This is a genomic window from Amycolatopsis sp. 3B14 (assembly GCF_050958625.1).
Classification (GTDB): Bacteria; Actinomycetota; Actinomycetes; order Mycobacteriales; family Pseudonocardiaceae; genus Amycolatopsis_E; species Amycolatopsis_E thermoflava.
The window spans coordinates 16421-37741 of sequence record NZ_JBHZEN010000045.1 but is presented as its reverse complement, the minus strand read 5'-3'; the positions used below and the strand labels follow the sequence as shown (position 1 = coordinate 37741).

Here is a 21321-nt window from a genome sequence, read left to right as displayed (position 1 = left end):
GCGGAGTCGCACAGCTGTCACGGCCGTGCAGTGCCGTGCGGAGCACCGATCGCGCTGACTGCTGCAACGGGTCTGCCGACCCACTACCACGACCGCGCCCAGCCGCGGAGCGCTGCTCGTCACAGCGCCACGGTGCATTTTTCCGACGCCGCCTGTTGCACGCCGTACTACTTTGGAGTGAGTAGGGCAGCGTGACGGGGGGTTGACGGTGCGTGATCACCTGAACTCGGTGTCGGGAGCGGTCGAGGGCGCCGTGGTCCAGGCCCGCTCGGTGCACGGCAACGTCTACATCTCGCAACCCGCGTCGATCTCGGTCGTGCCGCGGCAGCTCTCGCCACCGCCTGCCGGGTTCGTCGGCCGCGACGCGGAACTGGCCCTGCTGGACGAAACACCGGCCGAAGGCGGTGTCGTCGTGCTCAAGGGGCCGGGCGGGGTCGGCAAGACAGCCCTTGCGCTGGCCTGGCTCGACCACGTCCAGCACCGCTTCCCCGCCGGGCAGCTGCACGGTGAGCTCGCTCTCCCCACAGGTGAACCGGTGGCGCCGGAGGACGTGCTCGGCCAGTTCCTCCGCGCGCTCGGCGTGCCGGCCGCGCAGGTCCCGGCCGGGCTGGCCGAGCGGACCGCGCTGTACCGGTCCGTGACGGCAGGCAAGGCGCTCGCCGTTCTGCTCGACGACGCGGTCTCGGCCGCGCAGGTCCGGGTGCTGGTCCCGGTGTCCGGTGTCGCGGTCGTGACCACGCGCCGTGCGCTGCTCGGACTCCTCGCCACCGGGGCGCGAGTGGTGCCGGTCGGCCCGCTCGCGGTGGAGGCCGCGTTGACGCTCCTGGAAGCGCGCATCGGGACCGCCCGGCTGGCGGAGGAGGAGGAAGCCGCGCGCGAACTGGTCGGCTTCTGCGGCGGGCTGCCCATCGCGTTGTGCGTCGTAGCCGCCAGGGTCGCGGCGCGGCCCCGACGTCCGTTGGCCCGGTTGGTGGCCGAGCTGGCGGACGAGCACGCCCGGCTCGACCGGCTGTCAGCGGAGGGGGACCTGTCAGTGCGTTCTACTTTGGACGGTGCGTACGACGATCTGCCGGAGGACCTCGGACGCCTCTACCGCGCCCTGGCCCTGCACCCCGGCGACGGCTTCGGCCCCGAGGTCGTCGCCGCGATGCTCGCCGTCGATGTCGGCACGGCTCAGGACGGGCTGGACGCGCTGGTCGACGCCAGCCTCGCCGAGGAGATCGAGGAGGGTTGCTACCGGCTGCACGATCTGGTCCGCGTGCACGCGCACGGCCAGGCGCTCGCCCAGGACAGCGAGGACGAGCGTGCTGGCGTGGTGCGCCGGATCGCCCGCTGGTACCTGTATGCGGCGCACCGGGCGAACCGCGTCGTGATGCCGGCCAGGGAGATCATCAGTTCCGGGCCCGAACCCGCGGAGTTCGCCTGGCCGCGCGCGCTGGCGCAGCACAACTCCGCACTGGACTGGCTGGAGGCGCACCGCGCCACCGTGCTCGCACTGGGGAGGGAAGCGCTGGGGCGGTCCTGGCCGCGGCTGGCCCTCGAACTGGCGGATGCGCTGCAGCCGTTGCTGAAACTGCACAAGCACCGCGCCGACATGTTCGCGAGCATCGACCTGGCACTGCGAGCCGCCGACGCCGATGGTGACGCCGCCCTGCGGGACCGAATGCGCAAACGACTGGCGCGCCAGCATCTCGCCCGCGGCGAATGGGAGGTCGCGCAGGCGCACGCGGTCGATCTCCTGCGTGGTAGCCAGGCCCGCGGCGACCGGCGCGGTGAAGCCGGCGCACTGAAGACCCTCGGCCTGGTCGCGGTCGAACGCGGTGACCTGACGGACGCGGTCACATCGTTTCGCTCGACGGCCGAGATCCTGCGCTCACTCGGCCGAAGCCGCGGTGAGGCCCTCGCACTGATCAATCTGAGCGAAGCGCTCGTGGGCCTGGGCCACCATGGGCCTGCGATCGAGGAGGCGAGCCGGGCGCGCCAGCTGCTGACGACGCTCAATCGGCCGGATCCGTACAACGTCGCCAGAGCTGTCGCCGCTCTTGGGCGAGCGCACCTCGCGGCCGGCGAAATCGGTCAGGCGCGCCCGCTACTCGAACACGCCCTGACCGCTTTCGCCGACCAAGGTGCCGACCACGAACGGGCCCGCGCGCACCAGCTGCTCGCCCAGCTGGCCCGCCGTGTCGGCGACGAGGACCAAGCCCGGCGGCACGACGACCTCGCCCAGACGCTGCTCGCTACGCGAGCGTGGTGATCGGTGGCAGGCCTGGCGACCGGCACAGTTCGGCCAGGAGGGCCGCATCGAGCCCGGGTTCCTCGTCGGGCCGGCCACCGACCTTCCAGCCTGCCGCCAGCACCGCCCGCCGCAGCGCCCGACCGGGATCCCCCGAGGCGAAATAGCCGTGTGTGAAGGTGCCGAGCAACGTGTCTCCGGCTCCCGCCATGAAGCGGACACCACGCGGGCTGACCGATCCGACGCGCCAGATGCGCCGGTGCGCCCTGAGCCCGAGGACAGCTCCATCCGCGCCGCATCCGACCAGGACCACGTCGGTTCCGTAGCGGGTCCACATGGCGCGGACCCAGTCCTCGGGGCTCATCGGAAGTTTTTCGTGCGAGCACGCCAGCACGTGCGCGCTGCGCATCCAGTCCCGGTTGTGCCGGGACTCGGCATCGTCCACCAGGTGGAGGTCCGTGACGATCGGGATGCCACGCTCGGTGGCGGCGGGGATGAGCGGACGGGTAAACCCGATGTTCGTCAGGATCGCTGCTGTGCAGCCGTCGGTTACAGCCCGCTCGAACCGCTCTGCGGGATACGAGAGGCGGGCCGTGCCGCGGAGGTCGGTGGCGCCACACCGGGTTCCGCCGCGGTCGTAAAGCACCATCGACCGGGGCTGGCTAGCGCACTGCAAGGTGGTGGGCCCGGCCAGTCCGTGGCGGCTCAGCCCCGACTCGGCCATCCGGCCCAGCAGGTCGGTGCCGACGAAGGTGGCGAGAGTGACTCGCTCACCGAGTCGCTGGAGGGTGCGGGCGACGGTCCAGCCGACCCCCGCGAGGCGGACGTCGATGTCGCCGGGGTGTGTCGTGCTGGACACGAGCGGGATGGGAAAGGACTCGAACTGGCGCGCCATCCGCACAGTGACCGCACCGGCGACGAAGATCATGACGTCACCGCCTTCCGGTGCGTCTCGCGAGCGTGTTCGCCGAGCGTCTGCCAGTTGATGCGTCCGCCGAAGACGGGTCTGACGACATGTGGAGCGTGCCCGCGCGCGGCGAGGAGCGCCCACTGACCGCTCTCGTGCCGGACCGCGACGACCAGGCAACCGGGGAAGTTGGCGAAGGCACTGCACAACTGCCAGGACGCCCGCGCCAGGGTGTGGGCCTCCAAGAGGAGGATGTCCGCGCATTGCAGACAGCAACGGCTCGCGGAACCAAGACGGGCGAGGACTTCGTCAGACACCGCGGCCTCCGTGGGTGCGCAGGGAAGCCGGCGCGACGGCCCGGTGCTTTCCGGGCACCGGGAGCCGCAAGAGGCGGTACATCTCTTCGCGGAGCAGCCGGTGTGCTTGTCCTGGCCGGGAGGTCAGCCGCTGCGCCACCTGCGGTCCCCAGTTCGCCGGTGGTGCCTGGTGGAGCTGCGGCTCGATCGGCTGGAAGCGCAGCAGGCGCGGCGCATGCCGGCCGACGTACGCCTGCGCGGACTCGTCGTCCAGCTCTCCGAGCGGGATGTCGGTGTGCAAGACCGGTTTGCCCAGCGCCGCCGCGTACACGGTTGTCGAGCCGTGATCGCCGATGACGCGGTCGGCTGCCACGACGACGGCCTTCCAGTCGGTCTCGGGTTCGATCAGCAACAGGCCGGCCGCGCGCTCTTCGGCCAGCCAGGCCTTCAGCTGGCGTCGTCCGTGACCGGCCCACGCTGCCGGGTGGACCATCGCCGCCACCCGATACCGATCCGGATCGAGTTGGCTCAGCAGAGTTCCGAGCAGTTCCGGATGCCGGCCGAACAAGGAGTGGCGCCCCCAGGTCGAGGTGACGAGGACCAGTTCCTGGTCGGGGCCGATGTCGAGCTCGCGCCGGTAGTCGTTCCGGTGTCCGGCGCTCGCGGCGAGCTGGTCGAAGCACGGATCGCCGGCGACCAGCGCGACGCCGGTCGCCTCCGGGCACTGCTCGGCGAGCACCGCGAGCTGGGCCTCGTGAGAGAGCACGATCGACGCCGGCACGACTCGTCCGGCCTTGACCAGGTGTTCCGGGCCGAGACCGTACACGCTGCGGCGACCTGGAGCTCCGGTTCCGGCCAGCGGGGTCTTCTTCGCGTGTCCCGCGCCGTGCGGCAGGACGAGCATCGGTGCGTGTACTTCGGCGATCCCGCCGTAGGCTGCCGCGAGACCGAGGTCGAACCGTTCGCGGACCGCCTGCTCCCACGGGATCTCCAGCGCCCCGGCGCTGCGCAGCAAGTCGCTGACGCCTTCGCTGAACACATCCGGCGCCTGGGTGAAGACGGCCTGAACCGCATGGTCCTCTTCGACCAAGCCGAGCACGTCGAGCAACCGCTGCCCGGTGACGATGGTGTGCACGACGACGAGGACCGTGCGGCAGCCACGGCGGGTCACCCAGCGGTCGGCGTCCGGCCCCACCGGCACGGCCGACCATCTTTTGTCGATCATCTCTCGCTCCCCTCTGCGATGGTGCGGTCCAGCATCGGGAGGGGCACGACCAAAACAGTTGCAACAACCGGGCAACGCATTGCTCGCCATTGCGCCGGATAACGATGGAGTATCGGAAAGAGGCGCGGTCGGCGGATCGTTGCCGCAGAGGTGACACTTCTTGTCGAGTGGGCCGCATCCGAACGGTGTGCGGGGGCGAATACCAATGGAATTTCGAATTCTGGGGCCGGTGCGCGTCAACGCGCCGGAAGCACTCGGTGAGCTTCGTTCGGTGAAGCGCCGTGGACTGCTGTCGATCGTGCTGCTGCACGCGAATCAGCGCATGCACGAGGAAAAGCTGCTGAACTGGCTGTGGCGGGACGAGGACGGCAGCGAAAACCTCGCGGAGTTGCGCCGGACCATCACGAAGGTCCGTGGTGTTCTGAGGCGCACATCCAGCCGTCCGGAACTGCGCCGGGAAGGTGAATTCCTCCGCCTCGAGGTGGACCCGGAGCTGGTCGATTTCCACGTCTTCCAGCGGCTCGCTCAGGAAGGCGCCGTCGCGTTGGAAAGGCGAGAGCACCGGGCGGCGGTGTCTCTTCTGGGCAGGGCACTGGAACTCTGGCCGGAACCCGTCGCCTTCGAAAACGTTCCGCTGTCCTGGGCGCGCCGGACCAGCGAACGGCTGATCGGACGCGAGCTGGTTCCCGCGTGCCGCAACTACTACGCGGCGCACCTCGCGCTGGAGCACCACGATCTCGTCGTTTCTCAACTACGCCAACGTTCGGCGTTGCTCGAGCGTGACGAAACGATCGCGGCCGTCTACGCCCAGGCGCTCGCCGTCGTCGAGGATGCGGACGCGGTGGCGGACTTCCGCGAGCAGTTCACCGACGGGTTCCGTGAGCAGTTCGGGACCGAGCCGAGCGAACGTTTCTTCGCGCTCTGCAGCCGGCTGATCGACGAGCAGCCGCCCGCTTCGGCGTACGGTCTTCCCGAGCCGCCCTGCCTGCTGCCCCGCGACGTTCCTGAGTTCGTCGGCCGGGAGAACCTCCTCGCCACGCTGGATGACTGGCTCGTCGCCGACGACGTACCAGCTGTCGCCGCACTGGACGGTCTACCTGGCGCGGGCAAGACCGCGATCGCTAAACACTGGGCGCGAACCCGGGCCGATCACTTCGTGCACGGCCAGCTCTACGCGGATCTCGAGGGCTTCGGTCCCGCGCGTCCGCTGGCTCCCTCTGCCGTCCTGGCCCGGTTCCTCACGGTGCTGGGTGTGCGCCAGGAGGATCTACCGCACACCGTCGAGGAACGGGTGATGTTGCTCCGGCACAAGCTCCGTGGCCGCCGGGTGCTCGTGGTCCTCGACAACGTCCGCGACGCGACGCACGTGCGGCCCCTGCTCGACGCCACCGCGCCGTGCTCGGTGGTGGTGACGAGCCGGAACAGGCTGGGGCTGGCGGATTGCCGACATCTGACGGTTCCCAGCATGTCCGCGCACGAGGCGATCGCGCTGCTGCACCGGCGGATCCGCGACGCACGGGCTAGGCGCGAGGTCGGCGCGCTGCGGAACCTCGCGCGCCTGTGCGATGGGCTTCCGCTGGGGCTGAGGATCGCTGCCGAATACGTGGCCGCGCGGTCCGACGTCGCGATCGGGGACCTGGTGGGTCAGCTCGGTTCCCGGCAACGGCTCCTGGACCTGACCAGTCCGGGGGACAGCGAATACCGAAGTCTGCGCGCGGTCTTCGCGTCGTCGTTCGCGCTCCTGCGCCCGGACGCGCAGAGATTGTTGCGCCTGCTCGGGATGCACCCGAGCGCGTCCGTCACCATCCCGGTGGCGGCGGCGATGGCCGGAACGCCGCTGACGGAAATCGAGGATGCCTTCGCGATCCTGCTCGGCGCACGGCTGGTCGACCAGAAGACCGTGGCAGGTTACCGGCTGCACGATCTGGTCCACGCCTACGCGGGCGACAGCGCGCGCCGCTACCTCGGTGAGGCGGAGCGACGTGAGGCCTTCGTGCGGATGGTGGAGTTCTACCGGACCACCGTCGACAACGCTGTGCGCGTGATCGCGCCATCGCTGACCGAGGTCCCGGCGATGGCGGTGCCGCCAGGCGTGACGCCCCTCGAATTCGCCGGCCCGGATGATGCGCTGGAGTGGTGCACCGAACAGCGAGCGCAGGTGCTGGCAGTCAGCCGGGTGGCCGCGGAGGAGGGGCTGCACGAACAGGTGTGGCGCATCATCGGCCGTTTCGCGGAGATCCTGAAGCGACACGGTGACCCGCGGGAAGTCGTCGAGGTGCACGAAGTGGCGCTGCGCTCGGCCCAGATCGCGGCGTCGCGACTGGGGGAGGCGATGCTCACGAACAACCTGGGTTCGGTGCTCCTCCGGGTTGAGGAGTTCGAGCAGGCGGAGATCGCGTTCAAGCGCGCGCTGGAGTTGAGCCGGGAACTGGGGGATGACCTCGGGTTAGCCGTCGCGTTGCACAACTCGGGTCACGCGGCGTTCCTGCGCGGGAACCTCGCGCGTGCCGGCCGGCTGTTCGCCGAAGGTCTCGAACTCTTCACCAGACTCGAGTTCGGGCCCGGCCGGTGCAAGGCTTACCTCCACCTCGGCGACATCGAGTGGCGGCTGGGCCGGCGCGACGCGGCGTCGCTCTGCTACCAGCACGCTCTGGCCATCGAACGCGACCCGGACGTGCTGGCCAAGCTGGCCGCGTTCCACCAGGAGGCCGGTGAGCCGGCAGTTGCCGCCGAGTACGGCCGGGAGGCTCTCCGCATGCACCGGGAGGCGCGGCACGAGCGGGCGACGTGCGGCGATCTGATCGTCCTGGCCAAGGCGCTGCACGACCTGGCTGACCACGAAGAGGCGATGAGTTGCGCGCGCGAGGCGACGGGGCTGGCTGAGGGCTGCGGGGACTTGCGGTCGAAAGCCGCGGCCCTGGAGTGGACGGCTGCTTGTGAGCAGGCGCTGGGGGCTTGGGACCGGGCGGTGGACTCCTGGACCAGCGCCGCGGACCTGTTCGAAGAACTTGGGGACAGCCGGGCGGCGCGGGTACGCGCCCGGCTGGCGGAGGCCGGCGCTGCCCGGGTGATGCCCGAACAGCGTCAGGCCGGAGACGGGTCAGTTGAGGATCTGCGTGATCTGCCAGCAGGCCGGAGCCATGACGAGCGTCGTGACGAAGGGCTTCGACCGGCTGAGCCGGATCAGGCAGCGGCCGAGGGCCGCGGTGATCGTCGTGATCATGCCGCACATTGGAGCACTGTGACGCGGTTTACCAATCCACGGGGCGTCCCTCCGGGGTAGCCCGATTGTGGGTACAATGGGTGTTTCCGCTACTCCTGATAGCACAGTGTTCAAGGCGCATCGCTCGCCGGTGTCGACCGGGTGACAGCGGGGCCGCTGGGTGCGAAGCTCGGTGCATGGCGAAGAGCAAGGACCCGAACCCGGACCAGGGCTGGTACTACAACACCCGCACCGGCGAGGTCGAGCACCTCGAGCGGTCGCGGTCCATCGACCTCCTCGGCCCCTACCCCGACGAGGCCACGGCCAAGCGCGCGCTCGAGATCGCCCGTGAGCGCACCAAGAAGGCCGACGAGGAAGACGCCAAGTGGCGCTGACGTGACAGGGCCCCGGACCGCAGCCGGTCCGGGGCCCTTCCGTCGGGAACCTCAGCAGTCGCGCAGTGCGGGGCTCTGGTTGCGCAGCTGGCCGGCCGGGGAGATGAACTCCCGGTACGCGTCGCTGTCCACGGCGGCCGGGCGGAAGGCCGCGACGCGGTGGCAGTTCTGGAACGCCAGCTTCATGCCGAAGTGCCGCTCCAGCCCACCGCGGATCGCGTCCGAAGCCAGCGCCCGCAGCAGCTGGCCCCGTTCCTTCTCGCTCGGCGGCGGGGTCGCGTGGTCGGCGAAGTCGGCGGCGCCGCCCTCGAGGTCCGCGGCCACTTCGCTGATCACCTGCCACGCGTAGGGCAGCGAGTCGCGCACGCAGGCGACGAACTCGGCGTCGCTCACCTCACCGGATTCGGCTCGGGCGAGCAGGTCGGCGGGTACATCGAGGGACATCTTGCTCCTTTCGATTTCTTCCTACGCCCCGGCCAGCGCTGGCGGGCCGGGCACGAACTCGGGGTCCACCTGCTCGGCCAGGTCCACTCCCGCGCGCTCGTTGCCCCACGACCGGGCGTTGCGCAGGTGGAACTCGACGGCCTGGCGGTGGAACTTCGCCCAGTCCCGCGGTGTGGCATCCACAGTGGACTGGATGGTGGCGAGGGCGTCCAGGTTGTGCGGCTCCAGCGCGGTGATCGGCCGCGCCCGGCCGCGCTCGGCGGCGCGCACGTGCGACGATCCGGACAGCCAGCACAGCAGGTCCGAACCCAGCTGGTCGCGCAGGAACTCGACGTCCTCGTCGTCGGTGACCTTGTTCCCGACCACCGCGAGCCGCACGCCGAAGTCACGCGCGTACTCGGCGTACTGCCGGTACACGCCGACGCTGCGCAGCGTCGGCTCGCAGACCAGGAACGTCACGTCGAAGCGGGTGAACAGGCCGGAGGCGAACGCGTCGGCGCCCGCGGTCATGTCCATCACCACGTACTCGCCCGTGTCGTCGACCAGGTGGTTCAGCAGCAGCTCCGCCGCGCCGACCTTCGAGTGGTAGCAGGCCACCCCCAGATCGTCTTCGGTGAACTGCCCGGTCACGCCCAGCCGCACCCCGGCGACGTCGCGGAAGCACGCCGCGAAGACCGGGTTGTCCTCGAACGGCCGCACCAGCCGCGAACCGCGCCCCGGCGGCGTCGTCTTGATCATCGCCTCGGCGCTCGTGATCCGCGGGTTGTCGCCGCGCAGCCAGTCCTTGATCAGGGGGAGGTGCTCGCCGAGCGTCGGCAGCGCGGCCGCCTCCTCCGTGGAGGCGCCCAGCGCGACGGCGAGGTGCTGGTTGATGTCGGCGTCGATGGCCAGTACGGGGTGGCCGGAACCGGAGAGATAAGCGGCGAACAGCGAGGTCAGCGTCGTCTTCCCGCTTCCGCCCTTGCCGACAAAGGCGACTTTCACAGTGTGCGCACCCTTCAGGTAGATGAAAACGATATCGCTTTTCGACGGTGTGCGGGCAAGATACACCCGTCCGGCTCAACCCCGAACGGGCGACCGGAACGGCCATACCGGGTTAGGGTCTAGGTGTGCCCCACGTCGTGACCAGCACGAACTCGGCGGACGGCGGGTTCGCCCGGCTGCGCGCCGAGTTCGAGCTGCCGGAGGACTTCGACCCGGCCGTACTGGCCGAGGCCGAGGGCGTCGTGATGGACCCGTCCGGACTGGCCGCAGACCGCGCCGACGCGACCGACCTGCCCCTGGTCACGCTCGATCCGCCGGGCGCGAAGGACCTCGACCAGGCCATCCTGATCGAGCGGCGCGCAGGCGGCTTCCGCGTGCACTACGCGATCGCCGACCTCGCCGCGTTCGTCGCGCCGGGCGGCCCGATCGACCGCGAGGCCCGCCGCCGCGGCCAGACCCTCTACCTGCCCGACGGCACCGTGCCGCTGCACCCGCCGGTGCTGTCGGAGGGCGCGGCGAGCCTGCTGCCGCGCGAGGTCCGGCCCGCCGTGCTGTGGACCCTGGACCTCGACCGCGACGGCGAACTCCTCCACGCCACCGTGCGCCGCGCGCTCGTCCGCTCCACCGACCAACTCGACTACGCGACCGAGGACCCGGCCGCGCCGCACCCGTCGATCGCCGCCCTGCCCGAGCTGGGCACGCTCCGCCGGGAACTGGCGGTGCGCCGCGGCGCGGTCGAACCGCAGCTGCCGGACCGGATCATCGGCGCGAACGGCGGCGACTGGGTGCTCGGCATGCGGCCGCGCACGAGACTCGAGGCCTGGAACGCGGAGATCTCCCTGCTCACCGGGATGGCCGCGGCGCGGATGATGATCGACGCAAAGATCGGCCTGCTGCGCACCTTGCCCGAGCCGGACGCCGAAACCCTCCACTGGCTGCGTGGCGCGGCCCGCGCGCTGGGCATCGACTGGCCCGCCGGGACGAGCGTGGCCGAGCTGCTCGCCGGGCTCGATCCGGCCCAGCCGGAGTCGATGGCCTTCTACACCGACACCACCCGCCTGCTGCGCGGCGCCGGCTACACCACATTCGACGGCGAACTGCCCGAGGTCGTCACGCACGCCGGCATCGGCGCCCCGTACGCGCACGTCACCGCGCCCATCCGGCGACTGGCCGACCGGTTCGCCACCGAGGTGTGCCTGGCCGTCAGCGCCGGCGACCCGGTTCCCGCGTGGGCCCGCACCGCGCTGACCGAGCTGCCCGGCCTGATGAGCGCGTCGGACCTGCTCGCCGCGCGGGTGGAGAAGGCCTGCCTGGACCAGGTCGAGGCGTGGATGCTGGCCGACCGCGTCGGCGAGACCTTCGAGGCGGTCGTCCTGCGGGCGGAGGAGAACCGCGCGGAGATCCTGCTGGCCGATCCGCCGGTGATGGCGCGGTGCGCGGGGGAGAACCTGCCGGAGGGCCGCCGCATCAGCGTCCGGCTCACCGCGGTGGACGTCGACAAGCGGAAGGTGTCGTTCGAGCGGGCATGAGCGACTGGACCGACGAGGAACGCGAGCTGGCGCAGCGCGTGCGCGACGGCCACGCGGTGGTCGTCAACGTGCGGAAGTCGGGCCCGCACAAGAACCTCGTGCCGTGGTTGGTGGAGCACGACCTGATCACCTACATCGGGCACAGGGGCAACCGGCACTCCTGGCCGGAGTCCGACTTCGCGAACCCGTTCGTCAAAGAGGGCAAGACCGACCGCGCCGCCATGGTGCGCCACTACCGCGAGTACCTGGACGGGCGGCCGGACCTGCTGGCCCGGCTGGACGAACTGTCCGGCCGGGCGCTGGGCTGCTGGTGCGTGCCGGAACCCTGCCACGGCGACGTCCTGCTGGCACACCTCGAAGGAGACCGATGACGCTGTTCGACGACCTCGGGGAGGACGTGCCGCTGCGTGGCACGCCCCGGCGCGTGGTCTCGCTGGTCCCGGCGCTGACGGAAGCGGTCGAGGCGACCGTGCCGGGCCGCATCGCCGGCGCCACCGACTACTGCACCCACCCGGACAGCCTGCAGGTGTCGCGAGTGGGCGGCTCGAAGTACCCGAAGGTCGACGACGTCCTCGCGCTGCGCCCGGACCTGGTGCTCGCCAACTCCGAGGAGAACCGCCCGGAGGACGTGGAACGCCTGCGCGCCAACGGTGTCCCGGTGTGGGTGATGGAGGCGCCGGCGACCGTTCCGCACGCGCTGGCGTCGCTGCGCCGCCTGCTGACCCAGGCGTTCGAGGTGTCCGAACCGGACTGGCTGGTGACCGCCGAGGAACTGTGGCGGGAGGCGGCGCCCGAGCGCGTGCGTGCCGTGATCCCGGTGTGGCGCAAGCCGTGGATCGTGCTCGGCCGGGACACGTTCGGCGGCGACGTGCTGCACCGCCTCGGGGTCGCCAACGTCTACGCCGACCACGAAGACCGGTACCCGCGCCCGAAGATCGACGAGCTGCGGGCGCGGTTCGCCGACGGCGCCGACCTGCTGGTGCTGCCCGACGAGCCGTACCTGTTCACCGACATCGACGGCCCCGAGGCGTTCCCGGACGTGCCGTACGTGCTGGTCTCCGGCCGCTACCTGACCTGGTACGGACCGTCCCTCGTGGACGCCCACCGCGAGCTGTCGGCAGCGTTCAGCGCCTGGTGACGAGCAGCGCGATCGGCGCGTCCCCGCAGCGCAGCAGCACCGTGTCCGCGTCGTGCACCGGCTGCGCGCCGCCGTTCCACCAGGACGCGATGTCCGGATCCCGCACCAGCGAACCGGTCGCCTGGCGGGCCGTGTTGGCGGCGATCACGCGGCCCTGCGCGTTGATCACCGCCGCCCGTCCGTCGACCCGCCGCAGCTTCGGCAGCAGCAGCCGCTCGAACTCGTGCACGAACACGTCCGCGCCGACGACCCCGGCGAACGCGCCGTCGCGCAGCACCGGGACGGTGAAGGTCAGCGTGTACTCGTCGGTGCACAGGTAGTCGACGTACGGCCCGGTGATGTGGCGGCGACCGGAATCCCGCGGCACGGTGAACCACGACTGCCGCGTGTAGTCCAGGAAGTGGTCGCTGGCCGGGTCGAGGCTGATGAACAGCTGCGCGGGCGGGCCGCCCGGCGTGCACGTCCACCATTCGAACCCGAAACGCTGGTCGGCGAGCGCGTCCGGGGCGGCGATGAAACCGGCGCCCACCACCCGTTCGCCCAGCGCCGCGAGCACGTCCGGGCGCAGCGCGTCCAGGTCGGCGGCGCGGACCGGGCCCGGTCTGCCGAGGATCGCGGTGGCCGCGGCGACGGCAGGCGCCAGCCGCCCGAAGACGCCCTCGACGATGCCGGACACCTCTTCGGCGATGTCCTCGCCGGCCAGCGTGTCGTTCACGATGCCGCCCCTGGTGTAGTCGAGGTGTCGAAGCTTAGGACCCGAGTAGGTCAAGATGCACCTCACCCAATCGGTCGATGGTGTCCAGGATGTGCTGCTCGGTCAGCTTGCGGGCGAGTTCGCCGTCGGCCTGGGAGATCGCCGCGGCGATGGCCCGGTGCTCGGTGCACGCCGTCACCGGATCGTGGTGCCCGAGCGGCAGCCACAGCAGCGCGCCCTGTTCGCTCTGCAACCGGATCTCCTGGTGCGTGAGGCGCGGGGACTGGGACGCGGCGGCGACCTCCAGGTGGAACTGCCGCTCGGCGCGGGCGGCCGCGGTGCCGGCCGCGCCGTCCATGTCCTCGGCGGCGAGCTGGAGGCGCGCGATGTCCTCGGTGGAGCTGCGCTCGGCCGCCAGCCGGGCCGCGGCGCCGGCGATCGCCACGTAGTCGTCGCCGATGTCCCGCAGCTCGCTGAGCGAGACCTCACGCAGGCGCGCCCGCCACGTCTCGTCGTTCTCCTCCGGCGGCGCGCAGACGAAGCTGCCGCCGCCGCGGCCTCTCTTCGTCTGCACCAGACCCTGCTGCCGGAGGGCCACCAGCGCCTCCCGCACGGTCACGGTCGACACCCCGAACTGCTCGGCGAGCTCGGCCTCGCTGGGCAGTTGCTCCTGGTCGGCGAGGACACCCAGCGTGATCGCGTCCACCAGCCGCCGGGCGACGAGCTCGGCCCGCCCGGTCTGGTCCAGGGGCGCGAACAGGACTGATCGCGCGCTGGGGGACGTCAACGGCCTTCGCATCGGGCTCCTTCTTTCGGGTACCGCCGCGAACAATCCTGCCTCAAAGACTTGTCCTATGAAATATGGTCTTATATGTTTTCCGGCCATCGGGGTGACCGACACCGCACCGTCCCCGCTGAGCCAGGAGCCTGCCCGTGCACCAGCTGAAGCACTTCATCGACGGCGAACCCGCGGATTCCGCGGACGGCGCCGTCGCCGAGATCATCGATCCGGTCACCGGACGGCCGTACTGCACCGCGCCGGTCGGCGGCGCGCAGGACGTGGACCGCGCCCTGCGTGCGGCGGCCCGGGCCTTCGAGCAGTGGCGCGAGACCACACCCGGCGACCGCCAGGCCGCGTTGCTGAAGATCGCCGACGCCGTCGAGCGCCGCGCCGAGGAGATCGTCCGCGTCGAGTCGGCGAACACGGGCAAGCCGCTGGCCGTGACCACAGCCGAAGAGATCCCCGTGCTCATCGACCAGTTGCGGTTCTTCGCCGGGGCCGCCCGCGCGCTGGAAGGCCGCGCCGCGGGGGAATACCTCACCGGGCACACCTCCTACGTCCGGCGCGAGCCGATCGGGGTGTGCGCGCAGGTGACGCCGTGGAACTACCCGCTGATGATGGCGATCTGGAAGATCGCGCCCGCGCTGGCGGCCGGGAACACCGTGGTGCTCAAGCCGTCCGACACGACGCCGGCGTCCACTGTGCTCCTCGCCGAGATCGCCGCGGAGTTCCTGCCGCCGGGCGTGCTCAACGTCGTCTGCGGTGACCGGGCCACCGGCAGGGCGCTGGTCGAGCACGACATCCCGGCGATGGTGTCGATCACCGGCTCGGTCCGGGCAGGCATCGAGGTCGCCGGCTCCGCGGCCGCCGACCTCAAGCGCGTCCACCTGGAACTGGGCGGCAAGGCGCCGGTGATCGTCTTCCCGGACGCCGACATCGACGACGCGGCCGAGACCATCGCGGGCGCCGGCTTCTTCAACGCGGGCCAGGACTGCACGGCCGCCACCCGCGTGCTCGTCCACGACGACGTGCACGACGAGTTCGTGGCCGCGCTGACCCGGCACGCGGAGGCGACGAAGACCGGGCTGCCGGACGACCCGGACGTGCTCTACGGGCCGCTCAACAGCGCCGCGCACCTCGCGAAGGTCGCCGGGTTCATCGAGCGGCTGCCCGCGCACGCGACCGTCCACACTGGCGGCAAGCGCGCCCGCGACGAGGGTTTCTTCTTCGAGCCCACCGTGGTCTCCGGTGTCCGGCAGGACGACGAGATCTCGCAGAACGAGGTGTTCGGCCCGGTCATCACGGTGCAGCGGTTCAGCGGCGACGACGAGGCGCTGGCCGCGGCCAACGGCGTCGAGTACGGGCTCGCGTCGTCGATCTGGACCGCCGACCACCGCCGCGCGATGCGCCTGTCCGCGAAGCTCGACTTCGGCTGCGTGTGGATCAACACGCACATCCCGCTGGTGGCCGAGATGCCGCACGGCGGGTTCAAGAAGTCCGGCTACGGCAAGGACCTCTCGCTCTACGGGCTCGAGGACTACACCCGTGTCAAGCACGTCATGACGGCCTGGTGATCGACATGTCGCCCAACCAAGCTCCCGCACTGGCCGAAAAGACCGCCCCGGCGGAGACCACGAGCGCGATCCGGCTGCGTGGCCTGCGCAAGGAGTTCGGCTCCGTGGTCGCCGTCGAAGGCGTCGACCTGGACATCGCGCAGGGCGAGTTCTTCTCGATGCTCGGCCCGTCCGGCTCGGGCAAGACGACCGTGCTGCGCATGATCGCCGGGTTCGAGCTGCCCACGTCCGGGACGGTCGAACTGGCCGGCCGCGACGTCACCCGGCTGGCGCCGTTCGAGCGGGACGTCAACACCGTGTTCCAGGACTACGCGCTGTTCCCCCACATGACCGTGCAGCAGAACGTCGAGTACGGGTTGCGGGTCAAGAAGGTGCCCCGCGCGCAGCGCCGCGAACGCGCCCGCGAGGCGCTGCGGACCGTCCACTTGGAAGGGTTCGAGGGCCGCAAACCCACACAGCTCTCCGGCGGTCAGCGGCAACGCGTGGCGCTGGCCCGCGCGCTCGTCAACCGCCCCAAGGTGCTGCTGCTCGACGAACCCCTCGGCGCGCTGGACCTGAAACTGCGGCACGCCATGCAGACCGAGCTGAAGCAGATCCAGCGCGACGTCGGCATCACGTTCATCTTCGTGACGCACGACCAGGACGAGGCGCTGACGATGAGCGACCGCATCGCCGTGTTCAACACCGGCGGGATCGAACAGGTCGGCACCCCGAGCGAGGTGTACGAGGAGCCGGCCACCGCGTTCGTCGCCGGGTTCGTCGGCACGTCGAACCTGCTGTCCGGCGACAGCGCCGAGGCGGTGCTCGGCACGCGCGGCGTGTTCAGCATCCGGCCGGAGAAGATCCGCATCGACCCGGACCTGTCACAACCGGCCGCCGTCGGCGAAATCTCCGCGACGGGCACGGTGACCAGCACCTCCTACGCCGGCGCCACCGTCCGCTACGTGGTGGCGCTCGACGTCGGCGGGCAGCTCTCGGTGGTCCGGCAGAACGCCGGCGCACCCCTCGAACTTGCCGACAACCGAGTCCGCCTGTGTTGGCGGCAAGAGCACAACTTCCGCATAACCGAGTAAGGAGCCATCCAGATGCGCAACAGCCGGACCCTGCGCTTGATCGCGGGGCTGATGTGTGCGGGGACCGCGGTCGCGGCCTGCGGCACGTCGAGCACTTCGTCCAGCTCGTCCAGCGCGGGCGGGCAGGGCTTCACCCCGCCCAAGCTCGAAGCCCTCTCCCAGCTCGGTCAGCCCGAGGGCGCGCTGAACATCCTGGCCTGGCCCGGTTACGCGGAAAACGGGTCCAACGACCCCAACGTCGACTGGGTGACCCCGTTCGAGCAGGCCACCGGCTGCAAGGTCAACGTCAAGACCTTCGGCACCTCCGACGAGGCCGTCAGCCTCATGAAGACCGGCCAGTACGACGTCATCTCCGCCTCCGGTGACGCCTCGCTGCGGCTCATCGCCGCCGGCGACACCGAACCGGTCAACACCAGCCTCATCCCGAACTACGCCGACGTCTTCGACTTCCTCAAGAACAAGCCGTGGAACAGCGTGAACAACGTCTCCTACGGCGTGCCGCACGGCTGGGGCGCCAACGTCCTCACCTACCGCACCGACCAGGTCAGCCCCGCGCCGACGTCGTGGTCGGTGGTCTTCGACGCGAACTCCCCGTACAAGGGCAAGGTCACCGCGTACGACTCGCCGATCTACATCGCCGACGCCGCGCTGTACCTGATGAAGACCAAGCCGGAACTGGGCATCAAGAACCCCTACGCACTGGACGACAAGCAGTTCCAGGCCGCGGTCGACCTGCTCAAGCAGCAGCGCCCGCTGGTGTCGGAGTACTGGTCGGACTACCTCAAGGAAAGCCAGGCGCTGAAGAACGGCGACGCCGTCATCGGCACCGCGTGGCAGGTGACGGTCAACCTGACCAAGTCCGAGGGCGCGCCGCTCGAGTCGACCCTGCCCGTCGAGGGCGCCACCGGCTGGTCGGACACCTGGATGGTGGCCACCAAGTCGCCGCACAAGACCTGCGCCTACAAGTGGCTCGACCACATCGTCAGCCCGCAGGCCAACGCGAAGGTCGCCGAGTACTTCGGCGAGGCCCCGGCCAACCCGAAGGCCTGCTCGCTGACCGCGGACGCCAAGCACTGCGAGACCTACCACGCCGGTGACGCCGCCTACGCGAGCCAGATCTGGTACTGGACCACGCCGATCGCGCAGTGCGTCGACGGCCGCACCGACGTCAAGTGCAAGGACTACGGCGAGTGGACTCGCGCGTGGACGGAGATCAAGGGCTGACATGAGCATCGCCGCCAGTGTGTCGGGATTCCTGTACCGCAAACCCAGGTTGCGGCTGGGCATGCTGCTCAGCGCGCCACTGCTCTGGCTGGGCCTGGCCTACCTCGGCGCACTGGCGGCGTTGTTCGTCACCGCCTTCTGGCACACCGACACGTTCACCGGCCAGGTCGTCACCGAGTGGTCGCTGGACAACTTCGCGACCCTGTTCACCGACGAGGTCTACCGCACGATCACGTTCCGCACCCTCGGGATCGCGGTGGCGGTGACGGTGATCGACGCGGTCATCGCCTTCCCGATGGCCTTCTACATGGCCAAGTTCGCCTCGCCGCGGGCGCAGCGGATCCTGGTGATCGCGGTGATGACGCCGCTGTGGGCCAGTTACCTCGTCAAGGCGTACTCGTGGCGGGTCATGCTGTCGGGCAATGGGCTGGTTGGGTGGCTCTTCGGCGCCACCCCCGGCTACGGCCTGACCGCCACCATCCTCACGCTGTCCTACCTGTGGCTGCCCTACATGATCCTGCCGATCTACGCGGGACTGGACCGGTTGCCGAACTCGCTCGTCGAGGCGTCGAGCGACCTGGGCGGCCGGTCGTGGCGGACGTTCCGGTCGGTGGTGCTGCCGCTGACGTTCCCCGCGATCGTGGCCGGGTCGATCTTCACGTTCTCGCTGACGCTGGGCGACTACATCACCGTCAAGATCGTCGGTGGCGCCGGCCAGATGCTCGGCAACGTCGTCTACGACAACATCGGCGCGGCGAACAACCTCCCCTTCGCGGCGACGGTCGCGACGGTGCCGGTCGTGATCATGCTCGTCTACCTCGCCGCGGTGCGCCGGACCGGTGCGCTGGACAACCTCTAGGCGGTCCCCATGATGCTTTCGAAGAAGACCAAGTACGTGCTGCTCGCCGCGCTGGTGCTCGGGCTCGCCGTGATCTACGTGCCGCTGCTGGTGGTGCTGCTGAACTCGGTCAACAGCGACACCACGTTCGGCTGGCCGCCGTCCGGGTTCACGCTCGAATGGTGGGGCCGCGCGGCGCAGAACGAGGGTGTGCTGCGGGCGTTGTGGACCAGCCTGCAGGCGGGGCTGGCGGCCACCGCGATCGCCCTGGTGCTCGGCATGATGGCGGCGTTCGCGCTGCAGCGGTACCGGTTCTTCGGCAAGGACACGGTTTCGCTGCTGATCATCCTGCCGATCGCGCTGCCCGGCATCGTCACCGGCATCGCGCTGAACAACGCCTTCCTCACCATCCTGGGTGTCGACCTCGGCCTGTTCACCGCGATCGTCGCGCACGCCACGTTCTGCATCGTCGTGGTGTTCAACAACGTCGTCGCGCGGCTGCGGCGGATGGGCGGCAACCTCGAAGAGGCGTCCATGGACCTCGGGGCCGACGGGATCACCACGTTCCGGCTGGTCACGTTCCCGATGCTGCGGTCGGCGCTGCTCGCGGGCGGGCTGCTGGCGTTCGCGCTGTCGTTCGACGAGATCATCGTGACCACGTTCACCCTCGGCGCCGGGCTGCAGACGCTGCCGATCTGGATCCTGGACAACCTGTTCCGGCCCAACCAGGCGCCGGTGGTCAACGTGGTCGCCGCGGTGCTGATCGTGGTGTCGACGGTCCCGGTGTACCTGGCGCAGCGGCTGTCCGGGGACACGGCCAGCGGCGGGCGGCTGTAGCGCCTCGGGTATTTTCGGCGGACGGTTTCCGGCGGTCGGAAAAGAGGTCCGCGATGTCCGCTGTGACATATTTCGAGGCGATTGTCGTCGGCGCTTTGCAGGGCGTGTCGGAATTGTTTCCGGTGTCCAGCCTCGGGCACAGCATCCTGATTCCGGCGTGGCTGGGCGGTTCCTGGGCGCAGGACCTGAGCATGGGCGGCGAATCGCCGTACCTGGCGGTGCTGGTCGCGATGCACGTCGCGACCGCACTGGCGCTGGTGGTTTTCTACCGGCGGGACTGGGTGCGCATCGTGCGCGGGTTGTGGACTTCGGTGCGTGACCGCCGTGTGTCCGACGCCGACCAGCGGTTGGCGTGGTTGCTGGTGCTGGCGACGATCCCGGTCGGGCTGGCCGGGTTGCTGCTGGAAAGCGCGTTGCGGGACTTCCTCGGCAAACCGGTGCCGACCGCGGTGTTCCTGGCGCTCAACGGGGTCGTGCTGCTGGCCGTGGAGCGGTCCGCGCGTGCTGCACGCCGGCCGGTCCCGGTCGCGCCGGTGCCCGAGCCGTCGGAGGTGACGCGGGACTTTTCGGCGGAGATCACGATGCCGATCCGGATCATCCGGGCCGAGGAGGCCGCCGACCGCCGTCTGGCGCGGCTCGGCGTCGGCGAGGCGGTGCTGATCGGGGCGGCGCAAATCCTCGCGTTGTTCCCCGGGATCAGCCGGTCCGGCATCACGATGGTGGCCGGCCTGCGGCGGGGTTTGTCGCACGAGGACGCCGCGCGGTTCGCGTTCCTGCTGGCCACGCCGGTGATTCTGGCCGCGGGGGTGCTGAAGTTGCCGTCGCTGTTCACGCCGGCGAACCAGGCCTCCCTCGGGCCTGCGCTGGTGGGCAGCCTGGTTGCCGGGGTGGCCGCGTACCTGGCGCTGCGATTCCTGACGCGTTATTTCGAGACGCGCACTTTGACGCCGTTCGCGATTTATTGCGTGATCGCCGGGCTCGGGAGTCTCGCGTATTTCCTGGCGTGACTGCCGCCCGCCACATGAGGGCGGGCGGCAGGGGCCGTCAGTGGAAGGCGTGCTCGGGCGCGGGGAACTCGCCGCGGCGCACTTCGTCGGCGAAGGCGGCCGCCGCGCCGGACAGGGCGCCGGCGAGGTCGGCGTACCGCTTGACGAAGCGGGGCGCCTTGCCGCGGCGCAGGCCGGCCATGTCCTGCCACACCAGCACCTGGGCGTCGCAGTCCGGGCCAGCCCCGATGCCGACCGTCGGGATCTTCAGCTCGTGCGTGACCTGCTTCGCGACTTCGGCCGGCACCATCTCCATGACCACGGCGAACGCGCCGGCTTCCTGGAGCGCGAGCGCGTCGGCGATCAGGTCGGCGCCCGCCTCGCCGCGGCCCTGGACCCGGTAGCCGCCGAGGTTGTGCTCGCTCTGCGGGGTGAAGCCGATGTGACCCATGACGGGCACGCCCGCGCCGGTGAGGGCCTCGACGTGCGGCGCGAACCGGCGGCCGCCTTCGAGTTTGACCGCGTGCGCTCGGCCTTCCTTCATGAAGCGGACGGCGGTGGCGAGGGCCTGTTCGGGGGAGAGCTGGTAGGAGCCGAACGGCAGGTCCGCGACGACGAGCGCGCGTTTCGCGGCGCGGGTGACGGCGCGGACGAGGGGGAGCAGCTCGTCGACGGTCACCGGGAGCGAGGTCTCGTAGCCGAAGACGTTGTTGGCGGCCGAGTCGCCGACGAGGAGCACCGGGATGCCGGCCTCGTCGAACAGTTCGGCCGTGTACATGTCGTAGGTGGTGAGCATGGGCCACGGCTCGCCGCGGCGCTTGAGTTCCTGCAGGTGGGGGATGCGGACCTTCTTGGCCGGGGCGCCGGAAGCCGGGCCGGAGCCGTACGGGGCCGCGGTCTCGCCGCTGGTGGTGGACATCTTCGTCGACCGTCCTTCCCTCGAGGCCCTCGTCGGGTCCCC

19 protein-coding genes and 1 pseudogene are annotated in these 21321 nt (G+C 70.4%); 12 read left to right on the top strand and 8 right to left on the bottom strand.

Annotation, left to right across the window (positions count from 1 at the left end):
- The first annotated feature begins 208 nt into the window (after nucleotides 1–208).
- Nucleotides 209–2254, top strand: a complete 2046-nt coding sequence (locus ACCP09_RS24720) for an NB-ARC domain-containing protein (protein ID WP_433750619.1) — start codon at nucleotides 209–211, stop codon at nucleotides 2252–2254.
- Here the strand turns inward: ACCP09_RS24720 and ACCP09_RS24715 are convergent.
- The 3 genes from ACCP09_RS24715 to ACCP09_RS24705 are packed head-to-tail and all read right to left on the bottom strand — an operon-like array spanning nucleotide 2238 to nucleotide 4751.
- A complete protein-coding gene (locus ACCP09_RS24715; protein WP_433750616.1) occupies nucleotides 2238–3161 on the bottom strand; it encodes a carbohydrate kinase family protein in 924 nt (307 codons plus the stop codon). The two genes, ACCP09_RS24720 and ACCP09_RS24715, sit on opposite strands and share 17 nt — an antisense overlap.
- Nucleotides 3158–3457 (bottom strand): hypothetical protein, encoded by a 300-nt coding sequence (locus tag ACCP09_RS24710; RefSeq protein WP_433750613.1) that lies wholly within the window; start codon nucleotides 3455–3457, stop codon nucleotides 3158–3160. The genes ACCP09_RS24715 and ACCP09_RS24710 overlap by 4 nt, the downstream gene beginning before the upstream one ends.
- Nucleotides 3450–4751 carry a hypothetical protein gene (locus tag ACCP09_RS24705; RefSeq protein ID WP_433750610.1) on the bottom strand — a complete coding sequence of 434 codons (1302 nt, stop codon included), beginning with the start codon at nucleotides 4749–4751 and terminating at the stop codon, nucleotides 3450–3452. The genes ACCP09_RS24710 and ACCP09_RS24705 overlap by 8 nt, the downstream gene beginning before the upstream one ends.
- A gap of 115 nt (nucleotides 4752–4866) precedes the next feature.
- On the opposite strand from ACCP09_RS24705, the pseudogene ACCP09_RS24700 reads away from it, so the two are divergent.
- Together ACCP09_RS24700 and ACCP09_RS24695 are read left to right on the top strand one after the other, a co-directional pair.
- A pseudogene (locus tag ACCP09_RS24700) lies at nucleotides 4867–7317 on the top strand (tetratricopeptide repeat protein); the annotation flags it as partial.
- 743 nt (nucleotides 7318–8060) lie between these two features.
- Nucleotides 8061–8258 (top strand): hypothetical protein, encoded by a 198-nt coding sequence (locus ACCP09_RS24695; RefSeq protein WP_017987029.1) that lies wholly within the window; start codon nucleotides 8061–8063, stop codon nucleotides 8256–8258.
- 51 nt (nucleotides 8259–8309) lie between these two features.
- Here ACCP09_RS24695 and ACCP09_RS24690 read toward each other — a convergent pair whose 3' ends face one another.
- A complete protein-coding gene (locus tag ACCP09_RS24690) occupies nucleotides 8310–8702 on the bottom strand; it encodes an SCO5389 family protein (protein WP_017987030.1) in 393 nt (130 codons plus the stop codon).
- Between the two features lie 21 nt (nucleotides 8703–8723).
- Entirely contained in the window at nucleotides 8724–9686 is a 963-nt protein-coding gene (locus tag ACCP09_RS24685) for an AAA family ATPase (RefSeq protein ID WP_433750606.1), read from the bottom strand.
- A 125-nt stretch (nucleotides 9687–9811) separates the two neighbouring features.
- On the opposite strand from ACCP09_RS24685, the gene ACCP09_RS24680 reads away from it, so the two are divergent.
- Genes ACCP09_RS24680 through ACCP09_RS24670 form a run of 3 tightly spaced genes read left to right on the top strand, consistent with a single transcriptional unit; the run spans nucleotide 9812 to nucleotide 12353 of the window.
- A complete protein-coding gene (locus tag ACCP09_RS24680; protein WP_433750603.1) occupies nucleotides 9812–11215 on the top strand; it encodes an RNB domain-containing ribonuclease in 1404 nt (467 codons plus the stop codon).
- Nucleotides 11212–11586: a DUF4326 domain-containing protein gene (locus ACCP09_RS24675; protein WP_433750600.1), complete on the top strand. Its 375-nt coding sequence runs from the start codon at nucleotides 11212–11214 to the stop codon at nucleotides 11584–11586. Before ACCP09_RS24680 ends, ACCP09_RS24675 begins: the two co-directional genes overlap by 4 nt.
- The gene (locus ACCP09_RS24670) at nucleotides 11583–12353 is read left to right on the top strand and encodes a helical backbone metal receptor (RefSeq protein ID WP_433750597.1); all 771 of its coding nucleotides are present in this window, start codon (nucleotides 11583–11585) and stop codon (nucleotides 12351–12353) included. Before ACCP09_RS24675 ends, ACCP09_RS24670 begins: the two co-directional genes overlap by 4 nt.
- Here the strand turns inward: ACCP09_RS24670 and ACCP09_RS24665 are convergent.
- Both ACCP09_RS24665 and ACCP09_RS24660 read right to left on the bottom strand, forming a co-directional pair.
- A complete protein-coding gene (locus ACCP09_RS24665) occupies nucleotides 12340–13068 on the bottom strand; it encodes a cache domain-containing protein (RefSeq protein ID WP_123683775.1) in 729 nt (242 codons plus the stop codon). The two genes, ACCP09_RS24670 and ACCP09_RS24665, sit on opposite strands and share 14 nt — an antisense overlap.
- Before the next feature lie 34 nt (nucleotides 13069–13102).
- Nucleotides 13103–13846, bottom strand: coding sequence for a FadR/GntR family transcriptional regulator (locus ACCP09_RS24660; protein ID WP_378336888.1), 744 nt, complete (start codon nucleotides 13844–13846; stop codon nucleotides 13103–13105).
- Between the two features lie 134 nt (nucleotides 13847–13980).
- Here ACCP09_RS24660 and ACCP09_RS24655 point away from each other — a divergent pair, with 134 nt between their 5' ends.
- The 6 genes from ACCP09_RS24655 to ACCP09_RS24630 are packed head-to-tail and all read left to right on the top strand — an operon-like array spanning nucleotide 13981 to nucleotide 20381.
- Entirely contained in the window at nucleotides 13981–15402 is a 1422-nt protein-coding gene (locus ACCP09_RS24655; protein ID WP_123683774.1) for a gamma-aminobutyraldehyde dehydrogenase, read from the top strand.
- A 5-nt stretch (nucleotides 15403–15407) separates the two neighbouring features.
- Nucleotides 15408–16475, top strand: a complete 1068-nt coding sequence (locus tag ACCP09_RS24650) for an ABC transporter ATP-binding protein (RefSeq protein WP_037324027.1) — start codon at nucleotides 15408–15410, stop codon at nucleotides 16473–16475.
- Nucleotides 16476–16487: 12 nt separating this feature from the next.
- Complete coding sequence (locus tag ACCP09_RS24645) at nucleotides 16488–17699, top strand: ABC transporter substrate-binding protein (RefSeq protein ID WP_027932299.1); 1212 nt, start codon at nucleotides 16488–16490, stop codon at nucleotides 17697–17699.
- Nucleotide 17700: 1 nt separating this feature from the next.
- Nucleotides 17701–18558: an ABC transporter permease gene (locus tag ACCP09_RS24640; RefSeq protein ID WP_027932298.1), complete on the top strand. Its 858-nt coding sequence runs from the start codon at nucleotides 17701–17703 to the stop codon at nucleotides 18556–18558.
- A 9-nt stretch (nucleotides 18559–18567) separates the two neighbouring features.
- Nucleotides 18568–19374: an ABC transporter permease gene (locus tag ACCP09_RS24635; protein ID WP_433750590.1), complete on the top strand. Its 807-nt coding sequence runs from the start codon at nucleotides 18568–18570 to the stop codon at nucleotides 19372–19374.
- Between the two features lie 53 nt (nucleotides 19375–19427).
- Nucleotides 19428–20381 (top strand): undecaprenyl-diphosphate phosphatase, encoded by a 954-nt coding sequence (locus ACCP09_RS24630; protein ID WP_433750587.1) that lies wholly within the window; start codon nucleotides 19428–19430, stop codon nucleotides 20379–20381.
- A 37-nt stretch (nucleotides 20382–20418) separates the two neighbouring features.
- On the opposite strand, the gene panB is transcribed toward ACCP09_RS24630, so the two are convergent.
- On the bottom strand, nucleotides 20419–21279 hold the full coding sequence (gene panB / locus ACCP09_RS24625) for a 3-methyl-2-oxobutanoate hydroxymethyltransferase (protein WP_017987043.1): 861 nt from the start codon (nucleotides 21277–21279) through the stop codon (nucleotides 20419–20421).
- Nucleotides 21280–21321 lie beyond the last annotated feature (42 nt).